Raw genomic sequence first — 19,711 nt, 5'->3', positions numbered from 1 at the left:
CTGATATTAAACGAACATTATTTTTTTGACACGCGCCAGAACTCATCAATTTCCGTTCAAATCAAAAAGTCGTCTATCCTTGTTGGGATAGGCGACTTTTCAAATTGATACTCAGTTGATAACCGAGTTCTGTCACAGCTTGTGTTTTTGATACGCTGAGTTTAAACCTCATCAACCGTGACTAATGATGCGAGAATCCAATAATGATTGCTGAGTTCATACCAACGACTGTGATTATCTAAAATAACGACTTGAATCAGATTAACAGCTCGTTGTTCTTGCAGTTGACACCGAACCGGGCCAATATAAGGTGCTTGCCATAAAGTGACAGTCGAGCCTAAGATATGGCCTTGGAGCGTGACATCTTCAGCCGTAATGGTTTGATAATCGAGATTAAACTGTGGTGGCACTTGGTAAGTTTGTTTGAGATAGGGATTGGTGGCTAATAATTCATGTTCAGTCGGTAAAATCCAATACCCACCTAAGTTATACCAACACGTGCCGGCCGTCGTTGTGGCGGTCCCAAAGAGCCGCCAGATTGAATGTTTGGGTAACTGAGTCGTTAGCTTGGTTTCTTGACTGGGCTTTTCATAAACCGGTGTACTGGCTAATAATTGGATGTAGCGGACGTCGTTAGTGTCGGCGTATTTTAAATTTAAGGGATCATATTCAAAAACAACGGTTTGGGTTTTTTCTTGAAAATGACCCGTTTGGTTAGCGGAAACGTGTTGCACGAAATTGACGCCGCCGTCAAACGGTTTGGCTTGATAAGGTTCATTTAGGGCACCGCGTAATAGTTGTGGTTTGACTAAGGGGCCACCATCGAGATTACGATGAATGACAAAAACGGGCGCTGCCATTTTAGGTAAATAAGTTAACCAGATTGTAATCGGCGATTGATCGAAATTTTGTTGTAAGTTATGAATGTTGGCTAAATAATAACCCGTAAATTTTAACCAAGGGAGATGAATCGCAGTGTGCTCGTTCCCGGTTAAATTAATGGGGGAGCGTAGCGGTTGATTATGTTCATCTAAATAATGGATTGTTGCATGGCAAATTTTAGGTTGGGGCGCGACTGCAATCGGTGTTGCTGGTTGCTCAGGGACGTCAAAAAAATCATCGTTAACGGGTTGGTCAACGGATGAGGTGGTGGGTTCTGGCCGAGTTGCTTGGACTGGCTGTTGATGAACGACCGGTTTCGGTCGTTTTTTAAATAACGATTGAAGCAAACTAATTAGATTCATAAGAACTCCTTGTAAAACGTTATTCATTATTAACAGTCTATCATAATTTTACGAAATAAGACGTGATAAACAGTAGGAATTCGAGATAAATGTAGTAGGTTAACCATAAGTCATAAAATGGCACACAAAAACGAGGTCGTGACATAAGTCTTAGCAGTCTGATATTAGGTCAATATTCTTCTTCGACGCGCGCCAGAACTCATCAATTTCCGTTTAAATCAAATAAGGTGGTTACCCTTAGTTCGGGATAACCACCTTATTCAACTTGATACTCAATTGATAACCGAGTTCTGTCACAGCTTGTTTTGACTAGCTATGCTGACGTTAAAGATGGGGTTGGAATTGTAATTTCAACGAGTTGCCCATCATTCAAAATTGTTAAGTCGTCACTGCTGGCAGTTCGGTTCGCTAATTTTTCGAGAACAAAATCAATTTCATTTTGTTGGACATTGCGCACCTTATTTTCTATAAGAATTTCGGATGACTTTGAAGAACGAGTATAAAGTACGGTTGTTTTACCAAGAGAATAAACCTTAACGTAATCTGCTGCAGTCGTTGCTAATTGTTGTGCAACGAGCCGTTTATATGAATTTGTAATATTAACTAATCGCATTTAAATCACTCCTTAATCTTTAAGTCTTAACCTTAGTATAGCTGAAAACGCTTCATTTAGCATGTGTTTAGTATTAAATATGAAGTATTTTTAACCGTTTCTTAAAGAAATTACCATTTAGATTAGACCGTGGCAGTTGGCACTTCTGTAATTTGAATGTGATCATTCGTCAGTTGTGCGACCAATTGTTTGTGATCGGGATGGTCTAAATAATAATCGGCAACTCGGTCTTCAATTTGTTCTTGAATCACTCGACGGAGTGGCCGCGCCCCCATTTCGGGATTATAACCGAGATCGACTAAGCGCGTTTTAACCGCATCCGTGACGTCGATGTGGAGTCCTTGGTCGGCAATCATACCGTTTGTTTCGTTAATCATGAGCGACACAATCTTTAACAGGCTTTCTTTACTTAAAGCTTGGAATTCGATGATGTCGTCAAAGCGGTTTAAAAATTCTGGTTTAAAGTAATTTTGAAGTTGATTCAAAATTGAATGGGTTTGGCCAGATGCCGCGGCCCCAAAACCAACGTTGGCTTCGGCATCGGTTTGACCCGCGTTGGAAGTCATGATAATAATCGTATCTTTAAAGCTGACGGTACGGCCTTGTGAATCGGTTAAACGACCATCATCCAAAATTTGGAGGAACATGTGCATCACGTCTGGATGGGCTTTTTCAATTTCATCTAATAACACTAAACTATACGGATTACGCCGAACTTGTTCCGTTAATTGACCTGCTTCTTCATAGCCGACGTAGCCAGGCGGTGAACCAATCAGTTTTGAGACACTGAATTTCTCCATGTATTCACTCATATCAAAGCGAATCATTGAATCGGGACTACCAAAAAGTTCTTGAGCAATCTGTTTCGCTAATTCGGTTTTGCCGACTCCGGTTGGACCGACGAAGAGGAAGGAGCCAATTGGGCGACCAGACTTATTAAAACCAATCCGATTACGGCGAATCGAACGGGCGACTTTATCGACTGCAGAGTCTTGACCAATGACGTGACTTTCTAAATCTGTTGCTAGATTTTTCAGTTGTGCTTGTTCCTGGGCTTTCAATTCACCAACGGGGATATGCGTCTTTTCTTCAACAATTTTTTCCATATCTTTTTCAGTAATTGTCGGTTCCTGTGATTCATCAGGGCTGTCTGTGTCGCGCATTTTAGTCAGTTTATTAACTTGATCGCGATAGAAGGCGGCCTTTTCGTAGTCTTCTTCTTTGAGCGCCGTTTGTTTGGCGACCTCAGCTGTTTTAATCTTATCTTCCAAGACTTTAGGATCCACGACAGTAATCGTTAAATTCTTTTTGGAACCAGCCTCATCCAATAAATCAATGGCCTTATCGGGTAAAAAGCGGTCTTGGATGTAGCGGTTAGAAAGCATTGCTGCGGCTTGCAGGGATTCATCCGTATAATGAACGTGATGATAACTTTCATACTTTTCCTGTAATCCTTTAAGAATTTGAACGGTTTCATCAACGGTCGGTTCGTTGACGGCGACCGGTTGCAAACGACGGGCGAGTGCGGCATCTTTTTCGATTTGGCGGTATTCATTATTAGTGGTTGCACCCACTAATTGAAGTTCACCACGCGCTAAAGCGGGTTTCAAAACGTTGCCGGCGTCCATACCACCTTCAGCGTTACCAGCACCGACAATTTCGTGAATTTCATCAATGAAGAGAATGTATTGTTTGTTTTGTTTCAATTCAGTTATTAATTGTTGCATCCGTTGTTCAAATTGACCACGAATACCGGTTCCTTGGACTAAAGAAACCACGTCTAGTCGGATGACTTGGCGGTCTTGTAACTTAGTTGGGACATCGCCATCCGCAATTTTTTGCGCTAGGCCTTCGACCACTGCGGTTTTACCCACGCCGGCTTCACCAATCAAGACCGGATTATTTTTAGTGCGCCGGTTGAGAATTTCAATCACGCGTGCGATTTCTTTATCACGACCGATAACGGGGTCGATTTGGCCCCCTTTGGCGAGGTTGGTTAAGTTAACCCCATATTGACTCAATAAGCTTTCGCCATTTTGACCATTGCGGCCACCGTTGTGACCACCAGCTTGGGTTTGAGGCCCTTGATTGGGCGTTACTTGTTCATTAGGCGTTGCCCCCATGGCTTTAAATAAGTCATCGAGGTTACCAAAACCAAACGGATCGGCATAACTACCGGTGGGGTGGTTAGCGCCGTCTTGTTGTTTTAAGAGTTGATAACAGTTTTGACATAAATTAATGGCATGTCGTTGGCCATTAGTGCTCGTATAGAGATGGATCGTTGCCGGATTTTGCTGACAATTTTGACAAAGCATCAGACTGTCACGACCTTTCTTATCAATTTGATGATCAAAGTGTATTTGACTATCTTTGACCTTTAAATGAATTATAAGCATCGCTAAAAAAAGTTGCAAGTAATCTTACTTGAAAATAAAAACTTTATTTAGGTCGCTAATTTCAGTACAATAAAAATTGGTTTAGGTGTCATCTGAATGAAAATGATGATGGAAATAACTAATGAAAATAATAAGATGTGAGGTGTGAGTATGCAAAGAGATTTTTTAGCAGAGATGAATGCCCTACTAAATCACGAAAAAGATGAGATTATTGTTGAGAAAACCGAGTTTCTTGATTTTCAGAAAGTCTGGGTTAATTATGATCATCGAAAAGAAATTGTTGGGTTTGCACAACGAAATGGGCAGGTGATTTATCGAGCGTCTGAAAGCGGTATCGTTTAGACCATGATTAATTTTGTTGGCGAAACAGTTGTAGTATTTTTCAAAAAATGGTAATCTTAACTATCGAAAGGGTGACGCTACTATTTGGGTCAGCCATTTCGTTAAAAAAATAAATCTGTATAGATAAAAGGGGATCGATTAACATGGAAAAACGCGATTTTCACGTAGTAGCAGACACAGGTATCCACGCTCGTCCAGCTACATTATTGGTACAAACAGCAAGCAAATTTAACTCAGATGTAAACTTAGAATATAAAGGTAAATCTGTTAACTTGAAATCAATCATGGGCGTTATGTCTCTTGGTGTTGGTCAAGGTGCAGACGTTACTATTTCTGCTGAAGGTGCTGACGAAGCTGATGCTATCAACGCTATCGAAGAAACAATGAAAAAGGAAGGTTTATCTGAATAATGACAAGACTTCAAGGGATCGCTGCAAGTGACGGAATCGCAACTGCGAAAGCCTACATGTTAGTGCAACCCGATTTGTCATTTTCGAAATCAACCATTACGGATTCAGAAAAAGAGATTAATCGTTTGCATAAGGCCTTACAAGATTCCACGGATGATTTAAAGATCATTCGGAAGATTGCTGCTGAATCATTAGGTGAAGAAGAAGCGCAAGTTTTCGACGCACATATGATGATTTTAGCAGACCCTGAATTTACCGGTGCAATTGAAGGTAAAATCAAAGATGACAAGGTTAATGCTGAGCAAGCTTTGAAAGAGGTCGCAGATTTATTTGTGGCCACTTTTGAGGCTATGACGGATAACGCATACATGCAAGAACGGGCTGCTGACATCAAAGATGTCACTAAGCGCGTTCTCAGTCATCTATTAGGGGTAACACTCCCTAACCCAGCATTAATTGATGAAGAAGTAATCGTGATTGCGCATGACTTAACACCTAGTGACACAGCCCAATTGAATGGTAAATTCGTGAAGGCTTTTGTGACTGATATTGGTGGACGGACATCACATTCTGCGATTATGGCGCGTTCTTTAGAAATCCCAGCGATTGTTGGGACTGAAACAATCACAAGTGCTGTTGAAGCTGGCGAAGAATTAATCGTCGACGGTATCAACGGTGTGGTTGTTTTAGATCCAACCGCAGCCGATGTTGCTGAATACGATGCGAAAGCAAAAGATTTTGCAGCTCAAAAAACGGAATGGGAAAAACTAAAGAACGAAAAATCTGTGACAAAAGATGGCAAAGCCTTTACAGTTGCTGCTAATATTGGCACACCTAAAGATTTAGAGGGTGTTGTTGATAACGGCTCTGAAGCAATTGGTTTGTACCGTACAGAATTCTTATATATGGATTCAGCTGAATTGCCTAGTGAAGACGATCAGTTTGAAGCCTATAAAGCAGTTCTAGAAGGTATGAGCGGCAAGCCGGTCGTTGTCCGGACAATGGACATTGGTGGGGACAAGAAATTACCTTACTTACCACTTCCTGAAGAAATGAATCCGTTTTTAGGCTACCGAGCAATTCGGATTAGCTTAGATCGTGATGATATCTTTAGAACGCAGTTACGCGCTTTATTGCGTGCCTCTAACTATGGTAAGTTGCGGATTATGTTCCCAATGATTGCAACTGTTGCTGAATTCCGTCAAGCCAAAGGGATTCTCGAAGAAGAAAAAGCAAAATTAATTGCTAACGGTCAAGCCGTTTCAGATGATTTACAAGTTGGGATGATGGTGGAAATTCCTGCCAGTGCCGTATTGGCTAACCAATTTGCTAAAGAAGTTGATTTCTTCAGTATCGGGACCAATGACTTGATTCAATACACAATGGCTGCTGATCGGATGAACGAACGTGTTTCATACTTATACCAACCTTACAATCCAGCAATCTTACGTCTTGTGAAGAACGTCATTGACGCTTCTCATAAAGAAGGCAAGTGGACTGGTATGTGTGGTGAAGCAGCCGGAGATTCAATCATGGCACCACTCCTTGTCGGAATGGGCTTAGATGAATTCTCAATGAGTGCTACTTCAGTATTACGCGTTCGGAGCTTGATGAAACGTTTAGACACAACTGAATTAGCTGATTTAGTTGAAACAGCTGTCAACGTGAATACAAGTAATGAAGAAAATCAAAAATTAGTTGAAGATTACATGAGTAATCTATAATCGTTTAACTTTGAAGACCGCCTATTTTTAGGGGGTCTTTTTTTGTGGCGTCATATTAATTGACAAGCTATTGGTGACGGGTTAAACTGAACTTATAATAAATCTACAAGTGTAAACGAAAGAGAGTGATGAAATGCCAGATAATGAAATTACAGCTTCTGAATGGGAAGTCATGCGCGTGATTTGGTCGTTAGGGGCGGTTAATAGTCGTGATTTAATCGATATCTTACAACAAAAACGGGATTGGCAAGACTCAACCATCAAAACGTTGATTGGTCGGTTAGTGAAAAAAGGTTATTTAACAGCCACTAAAGAAGGTCGGCGGTTTAGCTATACCGCAACTGTAGCGGAAGTCGATGCGATGGATCATGCTACGCAAGGTTTATTTGACCATCTATGTGAAATGAAAAAAGGCCAAACGTTGGCTAATCTAGTTGAAACAACGACTTTAAGTCAAACGGATATTGAACAGTTACAAACGGTGTTGGCGACCAAATTGAAAACGGCACCGGTTAAAGTGGCTTGTAATTGTTTGCCGGCTAATTGTGATTGTGAATAGGAGGGACATTTAATGAAGATGAATGAACACGAAACAGGTCACGACATGGATCATATGAATATGGATCACATGAACATGGACCATATGCAGATGGACGATTCAGAGCACGATGAGGATATGATGATGCACGGTGGCCAAATGATGCATATGGGCAACTTGAAACAAAAATTTTGGTTATCATTAGTTGCCGCGGTGCCGATTATTATTTTATCGCCAATGATGGGTATTCGACTCCCATTTCAAATGACTTTTACCGGGTCTGATTGGCTAGTATTAGTACTGGCAACTTTTTTATTCTTTTACGGCGGTGCGCCTTTTTTGAAGGGGGCGAAAAGTGAATTAGCTGAACGTCAACCAGCAATGATGACGTTGATTGCCATGGGGATTAGCGTTTCGTATGGCTATAGCTTGTACGCTTTTATGGCCAATCATTTTGGACATTCAGCGACGCACGTGATGGATTTCTTCTGGGAATTAGCAACCTTGATCGTGATTATGTTATTGGGTCACTGGATTGAAATGAACGCTGTGATGAGTGCCGGTAGTGCTTTAGAGAAGATGGCGGCGCTCTTACCAGGTCAAGCGCTGGTTATTGATACTGATGGGCGACAACGAACGGTGCCATTGCAAACTTTATCAATCGGTCAAACCGTCTTGGTGCCAGCTGGTGAAAAAGTGCCGGCTGATGGGTTAATCATCGCCGGGGAGAGTCAGGTCAACGAAGCCTTGGTGACTGGTGAGGCTAAGGCCGTTGCTAAAACCAGTGGCGACCAAGTGATTGGCGGGACGGTTAACGGTGATGGCACCTTAACCGTCCGAATCACCGGGACTGGTGAGAGTGGTTACCTGGCCCAAGTCATGAAATTGATTAAACAGGCTCAACAGGATCAATCTAAAGTCGCCAGTTTGGCGGATAAAGTCGCAAGTTATCTCTTTTACGCGGCATTAGTGGTCGGCATCATCGCGTTTATCAGTTGGTTGTTCTTGGCTGATTTAAATACCGCCTTTGAACGAATGGTGACGGTCTTCATTATCGCTTGTCCCCACGCATTAGGGTTAGCGATTCCGTTGGTCGTTGCCCGGAGTACATCGATTGCGGCCACCAACGGGTTACTGATTCGGAATCGCCAAGCTTTAGAAACGGCGGATCAGGTCACGACTATTTTGATGGATAAGACGGGGACTTTAACCCAAGGCGACTTTAAAATTAACGCGATTAAAGTTTTTGATGAACACTTAGATGAAACACGCTTGATGCAACTTTTAGGCGCTTTGGAAAGCCATTCAAGTCATCCGTTAGCAACTGGTATTATGACGTATAACCAGTCGCATTCAATCACCAGTTTATCGGCCGATGAGGTACAAACGATTCAAGGTGTGGGTTTAACGGGTACGATTGATCAGCAAAGTTACCAAATTGTAACGGCGACTTATTTACTGCAACAAAAAATCGCTTTTGACCAATCACAATTTGATGCATTAGCTCAAATGGGGAATTCGGTCAGCTATTTGCTCCAGAATCAAACGGTTTTAGGATTAGTCGCCCAAGGAGATCAATTGAAACCGGAGGCCGTTACTTTTATCCAAGCCTTGAAAAAGCGTCGCATTCAGCCGGTGATGTTGACTGGCGATAACCAGCAAGTGGCCGCTAAGGTAGCTGAACAACTTGGTGGCATCGACTTCCAGGCTAATTTAAAACCGGAAGATAAAGAACGAATTATTCAAGATTACCAAGCAAAAGGGCAAGTTGTCATGATGGTTGGTGATGGGGTCAACGATGCACCGAGTCTGACGCGGGCCGATATTGGCATTGCAATCGGTGCGGGCACTGACGTCGCGGTTGATTCAGCGGATGTTGTACTCGTTAAGAGTAATCCACACGATATCATTAATTTCTTGAACTTGGCGCGGGTCACCAATCGTAAGATGAAACAAAACCTTTGGTGGGGAGCGGGTTATAACATCGTCGCAATCCCATTGGCCGCTGGTTTATTCGCCGGTATTGGTTTAATTTTAAGTCCTGCAGTGGGGGCTGTTTTAATGTCACTCTCGACAGTCGTTGTGGCGGTTAATGCGATGACTTTAAAAATCACGAAAACGAAATAAGTCAATTCTTTTTTAGGACTGTCTGATTAGAACGGGACAACGACGGGCAAAAGAAAAAATTGCACACAATTAGGTGGATACAACAGATAGTTGTTGTCCACCTTTTTATTTGGAAAATACACCACATATAGTTGATTGTCTTTTTTTATTTCGCTATGATGGGGATAGTAATTTTTTAAAAGGGGAAATTGTTGATGTTAGAAATGCGTGAAATGTCAGATGCAAACAATATTTTAGCGATTAAAGTGATCAAACGGGATGGCCGAATCTTACCTTTTTCAGCTGAGAAGATTGAACAAGCCATTATTAAGGCGGCCAAGAACGTCAAAAAGGAACTTGAACCGTTAGATTATCAAATCTTGAATTCAGTCGCTAACGATGTGGTTGCTGAAATTAAAAATCGCTTTGATAAAGATATCAAGATTTATGAAATTCAAAATATCGTTGAACACACTTTATTAGAACATCATCAATATGATTTTGCCCAAGAATATATCAATTATCGGACACAACGCGATTTTTCACGAAATAAAGCGACCGATATTAATTTCACCATTCAAAAATTATTGAAAAAAGATCAAACTGTGGTGAACGAAAACGCCAATAAAGATAGTCAAGTGTTCAATACACAACGCGATTTAACAGCGGGCACGGTCGCTAAAGCGATGGGCTTGAAGATGTTACCTTCTAAGGTGGCTAATGCGCATTTGAAAGGCGAAATTCATTGGCACGATTTGGATTATCAACCATACAGCCCAATGACCAACTGCTGTTTAATTGATTTTAACGAAATGTTAAACCATGGTTTCAAGATTGGCAATGCTGAAGTTGAACCACCACATTCCATTCAAACCGCAACGGCGCAAATGTCACAAATTATTGCGAACGTTGCTTCAAGCCAATACGGTGGTTGTTCTGCCGATCGGGTTGATGAATTATTAGCCCCATTTGCTCAAAAAAATTATGATAAACACATGATCGACGCCAAACAATGGGTCGAAGGTGCAGACAAGCAACATGATTACGCACAAGCTAAAACTGAAAAAGACATTTATGATGCCATGCAAGCCCTTGAATATGAAATTAATACCCTTTATTCATCACAAGGACAAACGCCTTTCACAACCCTTGGTTTTGGGTTAGGCAGCAACTGGATCGAACGGGCCATTCAAAAAGCCATCTTGCAAATTCGAATTGGTGGTTTAGGCCAAGAAAAACGGACGGCAATCTTTCCTAAGTTAGTTTTTTCAATCAAACGAGGTTTAAACTTAAACCCAACTGATCCTAATTACGATATTAAGCAACTAGCGGTCGACTGTGCGACGAAACGGATGTATCCGGACGTTCTCATGTATGACAAGCTAATTGAACTGACAGGCTCATTTAAAGCACCTATGGGTTGTCGGAGTTTCTTACAAGGTTGGAAAAATGAACAAAATGAAGAGGTCAATAGTGGTCGGATGAACTTGGGCGTTGTGACGGTTAATCTACCGCGGATCGCCCTTGAAGCGGCTGGTGATCAAGCTAAGTTCTGGGAAATCCTAGAACAACGTCTACAAGTTTGTAAAGAATCCTTGGTCTTCAAGGTTGAACGTGCCAAAGAAGCAAAACCCGAAAACGCACCGATTCTGTATCAATATGGCGCATTCGGCAAACGTTTAAAGAAAACCGACAGTGTTGATGAAGTCTTCAAAAATTCACGCGCCACAGTTTCTCTTGGCTATATCGGCCTCTACGAAGTCGGCGCGGCCTTCTTTGGCGCCAATTGGGAAAAGGATGCAACTGCCAAAGACTTTACACTAAAAGTGGTCAAAGACTTATATAACCATTGTGTGGACTGGTCAACGGAATACGGTTACCATTTCTCAGTTTATAGCACACCGGCTGAAAGTCTAACGAATACGTTCTGTCAAAAAGATACGCAAAAATTCGGGATTGTTGAAAACATTACGGATAAGGAATACTACACCAATAGTTTCCATTACGATGTCCGTAAGGCACCAACACCGTTTGAAAAATTAGATTTCGAGAAAGATTATCCTAAATATTGTTCAGGTGGTTTTATCCATTATTGCGAATACCCTAATTTACGTCAAAATCCAAAAGCGTTAGAAGCGGTTTGGGATTATGCGTATGATCGGGTCGGTTATTTAGGGACGAACACGCCAATTGATCAATGTTTCAAATGTGGCTTTAAAGGCGATTTTAAACCAACTGAACGGGGTTTCCAATGCCCACAATGTGGTAATACGGATCCAGCAACGTGTGACGTGGTTAAACGGACTTGTGGTTACTTAGGTAATCCACAACAACGGCCAATGGTTCACGGTCGGCATAAAGAAATTGCCAGTCGTGTGAAACACATGCATATCACGGTTGGTAACGATAATAACGATTTTGCTAGACAATAAAAAAATTCAGGGAAATCGCCGTAATGGCGATTTTTCTGATTGGAGAGGTGTTTTAGAAAATGACTGTTAAACGAGGACCCAAAAATCCCGAACCACAAGAATGGCTTTCAGCTGAATTAAGTCAGAATTACGTTGCCGACTACAAACCCTTTAATTTCGTCGATGGTGAAGGGGTGCGTTGTAGTTTATACGTCAGTGGCTGTTTATTTGCTTGTCCCGGGTGTTATAACCGGATTGCGCAGAATTTTAAATACGGCAAAGCTTACACGACCGAGCTCGAGGATCAGATTATGACTGATTTAGGTCAATCTTATGTCCAAGGCCTGACCTTACTCGGCGGTGAACCCTTTTTAAATACGGAGACTTGCTTATCATTAGTGAATCGAATTCGGACCAATTTCGGGCAGACCAAAGATGTCTGGTCATGGACTGGTTATACTTGGGATGAATTGATGTTGGACTCGGATGACAAATTAGAACTGTTATCTAAAATCGATATTTTAGTCGATGGTCGGTTTATGCAGGATCAAATGGATTTAACCTTGCAATTTAGAGGCAGTAAAAATCAACGGATTATCGATGTGCAAAAATCATTGGCAAGTGGCGAAGTCGTCATTTGGGATAAATTAGTCCGTTGAAAACGATTTGCAAAGGATAAATAATAAAAAAATTTATTTTCATAGAAAATATATTGGTATATACCATAGCGATATATAAAGTAGCGTCAATCCCCGTTAGTCGGAGATTGACGCTTTTTTGGTTGGATTGTGAAAAAAAGTGTAATCCCTTAACACGAGGGTTTTATGTTTGACAGCGCTTTCCGGGCTCGGTATGATAGTAAGTGTAATAGCAATCATTTATCTTTAAATAGATAAGATAGGGAGTGATGTTTAATGGATTCATTTATCAGTTTCATGGAGAAACGCTTCTTGCCAATTGCCGCTAAGGTAGGTAATCAGCGACATTTAATCGCCATCCGTGACGCTTTCGTCACAACGATGCCACTAATGATTTTAGGCGCGTTTGCAACGTTGCTTAATAATCTACCAATACCGGCATATACCAATTTTATGAACGGTCTTTTTTCAAAGACAACAGGTACCGGTGCAGACAAAGCTTACATTTGGACGAAGTTTGGTGGTAACGCGTGGAGCGGCACGTTCGCCATCTTATCAGTCTTCATCGTATTCTTAGTTGCTTATAATTTGGGTAAGTCTTACAAGATCAACCCATTGGCAGCTGGTGTCACTTCACTTGCGTCGTTCTTCGCCGTTGGTGGTTTAGCTGGCATGGATTCAATGGGCTTGTTCGTAGCGTTAATCGTTGCGATGATCTCAACTGAAATGCTACGTCGTTTATTGGGTAACAAACATTTGGTCATCAAGATGCCAGATGGGGTACCGCCAGCAGTTGCACAATCATTCGCGGCTTTATTGCCTTCAATGATTACAATCGCTGTCTTCTCATTATTCGCAACAATTCTATTAGGCTTTGGCGTTGAAAATATTGTGACGTCATTCTATAAAGCCGTTCAAGAACCATTCCAAGGGCTTGCTAACAGCTATCCTTCAGCATTATTATTAGCCTTCATTACACCATTCCTCTGGTTCTTCGGATTACATGGTGCCAACATGATCGAACCATTTATGCAAACAATTAATGCACCAGCGATTACAGCCAACATTGCTGCTATCAAAGCTGGTAAAGCAGCACCTTACATCGTTAACAAACCTTTTTTCGATTCATTTGTTAACTTAGGTGGGACTGGGGCAACACTTGGTCTAATCTTTGCGATTTGGTTAGTCGGTCGTAAGAACAAACAATACTCAATCGTCGGTAACTTGAGTGCAGCACCTGGGATTTTCAACATTAACGAACCATTGACATTTGGTTTGCCAATCGTCTTAAATCCAATTTTATTCATTCCATATATTTTGACACCAATGGTGATTGTTTCAATCGCCTACTTTGCCACTAAATCTGGAATGGTGCCGGCTGCAACGGTTATGCCACCTTGGGTGACACCACCAATTATCGGCGGTGTGATTGCAACGGTCAGCTGGCAAGGTGGGGTTTTAGCCGCCGTCAACTTACTCGTTTCAACCTTAATCTACATTCCATTTGTTAAAATTGCGACTTCAATGTCATTAAAAGAAGAAGCTTAAAGTAACATTGCCACAACACGAAAAAGCAGCGTCTAATTCCGAAAGGAGTTAGGCGCTGTTTTTTTAGGACTTTGTATTTTTACCAAATAGTTGGTCACTGTCCGGATCATTATAATAACTTAGAAAGGGAAACAGAATTTTAAAAGTGGTGCCGGTGTCAACCGTTGATTCAACATAGAGTTCATGCCCGAGTTTTAAACTGAGTTCCTTGGCGAGGTACAAGCCTAATCCGGTTGAATTGCGATTTGATAAGCGTCCGTTTTGACCAGTAAAACCTTTATCAAAAATTCGGGGTAGATCGGCGGCCGGGATGCCAATCCCGGAATCGTGGATATCTAGCCAAACACCGAGCGCATCGTGGTGGAGACTAATCTTGATTTGCCCGTCATCCGGGGTATATTTAATCGCATTGGAGATAATTTGATTCAGAATGAAGCTCAGCCATTTAGCGTCCGTCAACACGGTTTGTTGATCTCCGGTTAATTCAAAATGGAGCTTTTTCTGAATGAAATAGTGACTGTTCTGGCGAATGACTTGATTGATAACGGGTTTTAGTGCGGTTTCTTGAACCAGATAATCCTTTGAAAAACTATCCAGTCGGGAATAGTAGAGCACTTGTTCAACGTAATGTTCGATGCGAACGAGTTCTTCGGTCAGTTGATTGAATTTTTCGTCGGGAATTTGCATTTCAACGGAATCGACGAGTAATTGCGTGGCGGCTAAGGGCACTTTAATTTCGTGGACCCAGCTATCGATGAAGGCTTTTTGGTCTTGTTGCGTGTGAATCAAGCGTTCGATACTTTGTTGATGATAATCGAGGAGTTGATTGACGTAGTCTTGGATGAACTGCTTTTCAGCGGAAGTTGCGCCAGTTAACGGCCAATTGAGACCATCTTCTTGGGCGTGCATCCGAATCTGAATTGCGCGGTACCATTTAAGGTGGTAGAGATAAAGACCGATGATAAAGGCGCAAAAGAAAATCGTCAGTAAGAAATCGAGATAAAGTAACGTTGATTTAGCAAAACGCATACTCGGATCAAGCCATAAAACGACGTCGAGCACGAACATGCCGCCAAAGAAAAAGACGATATGGAACAAATGGTCGCGAATAAATTTTTTTAAGGTCATGATTGCTCCTTAGGGGATGATATAGCCTTGGCCAATTTTAGTTTGAATATAATCATCGAGCCCGGCTTGTTCGATTTTTTTACGAAGGCGGTTAATATTGACAGTCAGGGTGTTGTCATCGACAAACCGTTCATCGTCCCAAAGCGCGCGTAATAATTTTTCGCGGCTGACAATTTGACCGTGTTGGCGCATTAAAAATTGGAGTAGTTTGTATTCATTTTTGGATAAATCAATCGTGATTTCGCCAACTTGTGCGCCACCGCTTTGCAGATTGATCAATAAACCGTTATGTTCAATGACGTCGGTATTTTGATCAACATAGTTGTAGGTCCGGCGTAATAGCGCATTGATTTTGGCAATCAGGACTTCCATAGAGAATGGTTTATTGACGAAATCATCGCCACCCATGTTCATCGACATCACCATATCCATGTTGGTATTACGGCTGGAGATAAAGATGATGGGCACTTTTGAAACTTCACGAATTTTTTGGCACCAGTAAAAGCCGTCATAAACCGGTAAATTAATGTCTAATAAGATTAAATGGGGTTTATCCGTGAGGAATTGGTCAAAAATAGCGTTAAAATCTTTGGGTAAGATGGCTTTTAATTGCCATTTTTCTAAATTCTCGGCAATTAAATTAGCAATCGTTTGATCATCTTCAACAATCATAATTTCAAACATTTTAAATCGCTCCTTAAGCATAATTAAATTCATAATACCGATTTTAGTGTCAAAAGACAACCGTCTAAGGTCTGATAAGCGGATGGTGGGTTTTTGCCCAGAATTTTGCTAGAATATAAGAAACTAAATTAAAAGGAGCGCTTAAAACATGGCAGTAGTTTCGGTTCAACATATTTCTAAGGTTTATGGTCATCGACTGAACGTTGTCAACGCGCTCAATGATATTTCATTCGAGATTGAACCCGGTGAATTTGTCGGTATCATGGGCCCATCCGGTGCGGGCAAGACGACGTTGTTAAACATGATTGCGACGATTGATCGGCCAACACACGGTCGAGTGTTGATTAAAGACCAAGAAGTGACCAAGATGCGCGAAGCGAAATTAGCCAATTTTCGTCGGCAATATTTAGGCTTCATCTTTCAAGATTTTAATTTATTGAATTCATTAACGATTCGGGAAAACATTTTATTACCTTTAGCGTTGGATAAATTAAGCGTTGCGGTGATTGAATCGCGATTAAATAAAGTCAGTCGAATTCTCGGAATTAGCGGTTTATTGGAACGCTATCCAGAAGAAGTATCAATCGGACAACGGCAACGGGTCGCGTGCGGGCGTGCGATGATTACTAATCCGGCGTTGTTGCTAGCGGATGAACCGACGGGTAGTTTAGACTCAAAGGCGGCAACGGAGTTATTGTTGTATTTAACGGAGATTAACCAGCAAGAGAAGACGACCATTTTGTTGGTGACCCACGATGCGTTCACCGCCAGTTATTGCCGGCGAATCCTGTTTATCAAGGATGGCCAGTTATTTGCCGAAATAGTACGGAGCGGTGATCGCCAACAGTTCTTTAATCAGATTATTGATATGCAGGCCACGATTGGTGGGGGAGGTCGCTATAATGCTGTTAAGACTGACCTTTAAAAATGCGATGAACCGGGCTCGGGACTATGCCGCTTATCTAATTGCTTGTGTGGCAGCGATTGTCGTGTATTTCTGTTTCATCTCAATTGAAACGGACCCGGTACTCACCCATTTGAAAACGGCTGGTGAACGTCTTATATTTGGTGGAACGATTGGTATGGCGCGGATTATCATCTTATTATTTGTCGTTTTTTTCCTAGCATATGCGAATCTTTTCTTTGTGAAGAAACGGAAACAAGAAATCGGGATTTTAAGCGTTATCGGTGTGACCAAATTACAGATTAGTTTTCTTTTTTTTGGTGAAAGTTTAATCATTGGCTTGATTGCCATTTTAATTGGTCTATTATTAGGCGTTTTTTTATCAAAATTATTCGCGATGTTATTATTGCGAATGATGGGAATTGCCGTGGCGATGCCGTTTCTGATTTCGTGGAAGGCGATCCGGCAGACAACCGGCACGTTTGGTTTTTTGTTTCTAATGATTGGTTTTTTAAACAGTACGTTAATTTTTAGATACCGACTAGTCGATTTATTACATCCAACTCGGATGGCTAAAAAGATGAAACATCCGACTGGTTGGACCTATCTGTGGGGGACCATCGGAATCGCGCTCATTGGTGGCGGATATTATTTAGCGGAAAAGATTTTTACCTTAATGCCAATGATGGAACGCCAATTTGGCTATGAAGCGGATCTTTTCTACCTATTAGCGATACTGCTATTCGAAATCATTGGGACTTTAGCCTTTTTTCAATCTTATATTCAAATCTGGTTACAATTTGAACGGCGTTGGAAACGGCTGTATTATCGGGGAACGCATCTATTAAGTGTTTCTAATCTCAGTTATCGCTTTCGTAAAAATGCTAAAACATTATGGATGATCACGATTTTAAGCGCGGTTACGATTACGGCAATTGGGAGTACGGCGATGATCTACACGTATGGTCAAAGTCAGTTGAAGCAAAATATTCCGGCTGATTTAATTTATACGCAATTACAAAAATCGGATGTTGAAGCTTTAATGGCGCGCTATCACGTGACACCTAAGTCCAAAACGGTCATTGATTATAAAATTATTGCGGGTAATTTTAAATTAAACAGTCCATTACTTCAAGATGGGTACCAACAAAACGGGGCCACGACGGTGATTGGTTTATCTCAATATAACCAGATGATGGCGAGTCAGTTTGATCGCCCGGCGACGCATTTAGAACCGCAAGAAGCCGTAGCGATTGTTGATATGCCACTGACCATGTTGAAAATACCCCGTAGTAAGGCACTAAAACCAGTACAGCGTGATCACACGCCGCTAAATTTATATCAATCTGGATTAACCCATTTAGAGGTGATTCGAGTGCGTAAATTATTTCCTAACGGCCCCGCAATTTATTTTGAATCAATTCAGAATATGGTGGTCGTTGCGGATGCTCAGTATCAACGGATTCAAGCGGATGTTACCGATCAGATCCACACGGTGAATTTAACCAAGAAAGATCAACAGAATAAACCGTTCATGGCGGCGTTATTGAAATACACGCAGACAGCTAAGAAACAAGCTTATCTGGTGACCGAGAAGGGCAAGCCGATTGATCATTATCGATTAACCATTAAAAAGCCACAGCAAACAGGTGATACCCGTAATGAAGTGCTGATTAAAAAGCCTAATCAGGCATTGGCCAACGCTAATTTTGGCTTTTATCTGTATATCATGATTTTAATTGCCTTAATCTTCATGCTAGCGACCGGGAGTATTATTATGTTGAAACAGCTCTCAGAAGCCCAAGAAGAAATCTTACAATATCAAACGTTGAAAAAAATCGGGATGAGTATGGCTGAAATCAAACATTCGATTTATTTCCAGATTCTGATGATCTTTTTATTACCGATTATTCTCGGAACCCTGCACGCCATTTTTGCGATTCGATTATTGAGTTTATTTTTAGATAATCCCGGGTTACAATTGGTGTACATTGTTTGTGGGATTTTCATCATGATTTATCTCATGTTTTATTTACTCACTGCTAAAATCTATAATCGTATCGTCAATCGACCGTTGTATGAAGATACGCACTATTAAACCGGAGGCATTCCTGTGCAATTAAAGACTTATCGAACACAAGCGCGACTTTTATTAAAAGGACATTGGCAACAACTGGCGACCATGGTGGCATGGTGGTTACTGATTACGATGCTACTTGATGCGGGACTTGAAGGTCTCTTTGGGGCTGGGACGTTCTGGTATCAAATGGGGGATACTTTTGCGAGCTATTTCTTCTATTTTATTTTTCTAAACGCGGTTTTCTTAGCCACTTTGAAATTAAGTTACCACAAGACGAAAGGCATCAATGCCATCACCCCGTTATTCAAAAAGCCATTCTATACGGATTTGGTGATTTTAAACTTAATTCAACAAGTCTTAAACTGGGGCTTATTACTGATCGGTTTAATCCCATTTTATCAACTGATTGGTTGGCAACGTGTATTAAACTTCAGCTATAACGGCTTAACATCGGCGGCACCTTATCTCATGAAATTGAGTCAACAGCCAGCCAATTATTTCTTGGTACTGACCTTTTTACTTGTTTTATTAGTGATTACGTTAATTCAACCAATCATCTTAGCGTATTACCAAATTCTAGTGTTATTGAAATTTGAATTTCCACAAGCCTCAATTAAAATGATATTATCGTTATCAACGGTGATTTTAAAAGGGCACTGGTTGCGGTTATTAGGACTGGTGTTATCGTTCATCGGTTGGGAAATCGTCGTTTATTTAACCGCGGGGATCGGTTTCTTGTGGTTCTATCCTTATCTGATTATGAGTGTCACACTGTTTTATCAAGACATCAAAAAAGATCGGATTCAAGTCATTCAATAATTAGTTAGTAAAACTGAAATCGTTATCGGCTAGTATTATTAGCCATAGCGATTTTTTGCGTTAAATATTGGTAAAAATCAATTAAGGCCATACTCAACGTGGCTAATATAAGCTATGATAGACCGT

At 41.2% G+C, this 19,711-nt stretch carries 16 protein-coding genes; 11 read left to right on the top strand and 5 right to left on the bottom strand.

All coding sequences use genetic code 11. The features are described 5' to 3' along the window. Positions 1 to 161 precede the first annotated feature (161 nt). The 3 genes from LFUMFP_RS08100 to LFUMFP_RS08090 all read right to left on the bottom strand — a co-directional run bounded on the left by LFUMFP_RS08100 (position 162) and on the right by LFUMFP_RS08090 (position 4,172). A complete protein-coding gene (locus tag LFUMFP_RS08100; RefSeq protein ID WP_106483420.1) occupies positions 162 to 1,244 on the bottom strand; it encodes a MucBP domain-containing protein in 1,083 nt (360 codons plus the stop codon). Positions 1,245 to 1,557: 313 nt separating this feature from the next. Continuing rightward, entirely contained in the window at positions 1,558 to 1,857 is a 300-nt protein-coding gene (locus LFUMFP_RS08095; RefSeq protein ID WP_025083364.1) for a DUF1827 family protein, read from the bottom strand. Between the two features lie 122 nt (positions 1,858 to 1,979). After that, a complete protein-coding gene (locus tag LFUMFP_RS08090) occupies positions 1,980 to 4,172 on the bottom strand; it encodes an ATP-dependent Clp protease ATP-binding subunit (RefSeq protein WP_106483603.1) in 2,193 nt (730 codons plus the stop codon). Between the two features lie 231 nt (positions 4,173 to 4,403). Here LFUMFP_RS08090 and LFUMFP_RS08085 point away from each other — a divergent pair, with 231 nt between their 5' ends. From LFUMFP_RS08085 to LFUMFP_RS08050, 8 genes are all read left to right on the top strand, one after another. Further along, positions 4,404 to 4,595 (top strand): protein YkzS, encoded by a 192-nt coding sequence (locus LFUMFP_RS08085; RefSeq protein ID WP_106483419.1) that lies wholly within the window; start codon positions 4,404 to 4,406, stop codon positions 4,593 to 4,595. A gap of 143 nt (positions 4,596 to 4,738) precedes the next feature. Continuing rightward, positions 4,739 to 5,005 (top strand): phosphocarrier protein HPr, encoded by a 267-nt coding sequence (locus LFUMFP_RS08080; protein ID WP_004265632.1) that lies wholly within the window; start codon positions 4,739 to 4,741, stop codon positions 5,003 to 5,005. Continuing rightward, on the top strand, positions 5,005 to 6,729 hold the full coding sequence (gene ptsP, locus LFUMFP_RS08075; protein ID WP_106483418.1) for a phosphoenolpyruvate--protein phosphotransferase: 1,725 nt from the start codon (positions 5,005 to 5,007) through the stop codon (positions 6,727 to 6,729). Before LFUMFP_RS08080 ends, ptsP begins: the two co-directional genes overlap by 1 nt. Before the next feature lie 133 nt (positions 6,730 to 6,862). Beyond that, positions 6,863 to 7,288: a CopY/TcrY family copper transport repressor gene (locus tag LFUMFP_RS08070; protein WP_025083362.1), complete on the top strand. Its 426-nt coding sequence runs from the start codon at positions 6,863 to 6,865 to the stop codon at positions 7,286 to 7,288. Positions 7,289 to 7,300: 12 nt separating this feature from the next. Then, positions 7,301 to 9,394, top strand: a complete 2,094-nt coding sequence (locus LFUMFP_RS08065) for a heavy metal translocating P-type ATPase (RefSeq protein WP_106483417.1) — start codon at positions 7,301 to 7,303, stop codon at positions 9,392 to 9,394. Between the two features lie 194 nt (positions 9,395 to 9,588). Continuing rightward, on the top strand, positions 9,589 to 11,805 hold the full coding sequence (gene nrdD, locus LFUMFP_RS08060) for an anaerobic ribonucleoside-triphosphate reductase (RefSeq protein WP_106483416.1): 2,217 nt from the start codon (positions 9,589 to 9,591) through the stop codon (positions 11,803 to 11,805). Between the two features lie 59 nt (positions 11,806 to 11,864). Further along, the gene (gene nrdG / locus LFUMFP_RS08055; RefSeq protein WP_106483415.1) at positions 11,865 to 12,443 is read left to right on the top strand and encodes an anaerobic ribonucleoside-triphosphate reductase activating protein; all 579 of its coding nucleotides are present in this window, start codon (positions 11,865 to 11,867) and stop codon (positions 12,441 to 12,443) included. A gap of 255 nt (positions 12,444 to 12,698) precedes the next feature. Continuing rightward, a complete protein-coding gene (locus tag LFUMFP_RS08050) occupies positions 12,699 to 13,970 on the top strand; it encodes a PTS sugar transporter subunit IIC (RefSeq protein WP_106483414.1) in 1,272 nt (423 codons plus the stop codon). A gap of 63 nt (positions 13,971 to 14,033) precedes the next feature. Here the strand turns inward: LFUMFP_RS08050 and LFUMFP_RS08045 are convergent, their stop codons facing one another. Both LFUMFP_RS08045 and LFUMFP_RS08040 read right to left on the bottom strand, forming a co-directional pair. Further along, positions 14,034 to 15,098, bottom strand: a complete 1,065-nt coding sequence (locus LFUMFP_RS08045; RefSeq protein WP_025083359.1) for a sensor histidine kinase — start codon at positions 15,096 to 15,098, stop codon at positions 14,034 to 14,036. Positions 15,099 to 15,107: 9 nt separating this feature from the next. After that, positions 15,108 to 15,782: a response regulator transcription factor gene (locus LFUMFP_RS08040; RefSeq protein WP_025083358.1), complete on the bottom strand. Its 675-nt coding sequence runs from the start codon at positions 15,780 to 15,782 to the stop codon at positions 15,108 to 15,110. Positions 15,783 to 15,930: 148 nt separating this feature from the next. Here LFUMFP_RS08040 and LFUMFP_RS08035 point away from each other — a divergent pair, with 148 nt between their 5' ends. The 3 genes from LFUMFP_RS08035 to LFUMFP_RS08025 are packed head-to-tail and all read left to right on the top strand — an operon-like array spanning position 15,931 to position 19,585. Beyond that, positions 15,931 to 16,707, top strand: a complete 777-nt coding sequence (locus LFUMFP_RS08035; protein WP_025083357.1) for an ABC transporter ATP-binding protein — start codon at positions 15,931 to 15,933, stop codon at positions 16,705 to 16,707. Further along, positions 16,685 to 18,784: an ABC transporter permease gene (locus tag LFUMFP_RS08030; RefSeq protein ID WP_025083356.1), complete on the top strand. Its 2,100-nt coding sequence runs from the start codon at positions 16,685 to 16,687 to the stop codon at positions 18,782 to 18,784. Before LFUMFP_RS08035 ends, LFUMFP_RS08030 begins: the two co-directional genes overlap by 23 nt. Before the next feature lie 15 nt (positions 18,785 to 18,799). Continuing rightward, on the top strand, positions 18,800 to 19,585 hold the full coding sequence (locus LFUMFP_RS08025) for a DUF975 family protein (RefSeq protein ID WP_025083355.1): 786 nt from the start codon (positions 18,800 to 18,802) through the stop codon (positions 19,583 to 19,585). Positions 19,586 to 19,711 lie beyond the last annotated feature (126 nt).

It is taken from the genome of Latilactobacillus fuchuensis (assembly GCF_900258455.1).
Lineage (GTDB): Bacteria > Bacillota > Bacilli > Lactobacillales > Lactobacillaceae > Latilactobacillus > Latilactobacillus fuchuensis.
The sequence above is the reverse complement of the archived record's forward strand: the minus strand, read 5'-3'. Positions and strand labels throughout refer to the sequence as shown.

Coding starts and splice junctions, on each gene's coding strand:
- LFUMFP_RS08100 (WP_106483420.1), bottom strand. CDS start 1,244: ATGAATCTAATTAGTTTGCTTCAATCGTTATTTAAAAAACGACCGAAA.
- LFUMFP_RS08095 (WP_025083364.1), bottom strand. CDS start 1,857: ATGCGATTAGTTAATATTACAAATTCATATAAACGGCTCGTTGCACAA.
- LFUMFP_RS08090 (WP_106483603.1), bottom strand. CDS start 4,172: ATGCTTTGTCAAAATTGTCAGCAAAATCCGGCAACGATCCATCTCTAT.
- LFUMFP_RS08085 (WP_106483419.1), top strand. CDS start 4,404: ATGCAAAGAGATTTTTTAGCAGAGATGAATGCCCTACTAAATCACGAA.
- LFUMFP_RS08080 (WP_004265632.1), top strand. CDS start 4,739: ATGGAAAAACGCGATTTTCACGTAGTAGCAGACACAGGTATCCACGCT.
- ptsP (WP_106483418.1), top strand. CDS start 5,005: ATGACAAGACTTCAAGGGATCGCTGCAAGTGACGGAATCGCAACTGCG.
- LFUMFP_RS08070 (WP_025083362.1), top strand. CDS start 6,863: ATGCCAGATAATGAAATTACAGCTTCTGAATGGGAAGTCATGCGCGTG.
- LFUMFP_RS08065 (WP_106483417.1), top strand. CDS start 7,301: ATGAAGATGAATGAACACGAAACAGGTCACGACATGGATCATATGAAT.
- nrdD (WP_106483416.1), top strand. CDS start 9,589: ATGTTAGAAATGCGTGAAATGTCAGATGCAAACAATATTTTAGCGATT.
- nrdG (WP_106483415.1), top strand. CDS start 11,865: ATGACTGTTAAACGAGGACCCAAAAATCCCGAACCACAAGAATGGCTT.
- LFUMFP_RS08050 (WP_106483414.1), top strand. CDS start 12,699: ATGGATTCATTTATCAGTTTCATGGAGAAACGCTTCTTGCCAATTGCC.
- LFUMFP_RS08045 (WP_025083359.1), bottom strand. CDS start 15,098: ATGACCTTAAAAAAATTTATTCGCGACCATTTGTTCCATATCGTCTTT.
- LFUMFP_RS08040 (WP_025083358.1), bottom strand. CDS start 15,782: ATGTTTGAAATTATGATTGTTGAAGATGATCAAACGATTGCTAATTTA.
- LFUMFP_RS08035 (WP_025083357.1), top strand. CDS start 15,931: ATGGCAGTAGTTTCGGTTCAACATATTTCTAAGGTTTATGGTCATCGA.
- LFUMFP_RS08030 (WP_025083356.1), top strand. CDS start 16,685: ATGCTGTTAAGACTGACCTTTAAAAATGCGATGAACCGGGCTCGGGAC.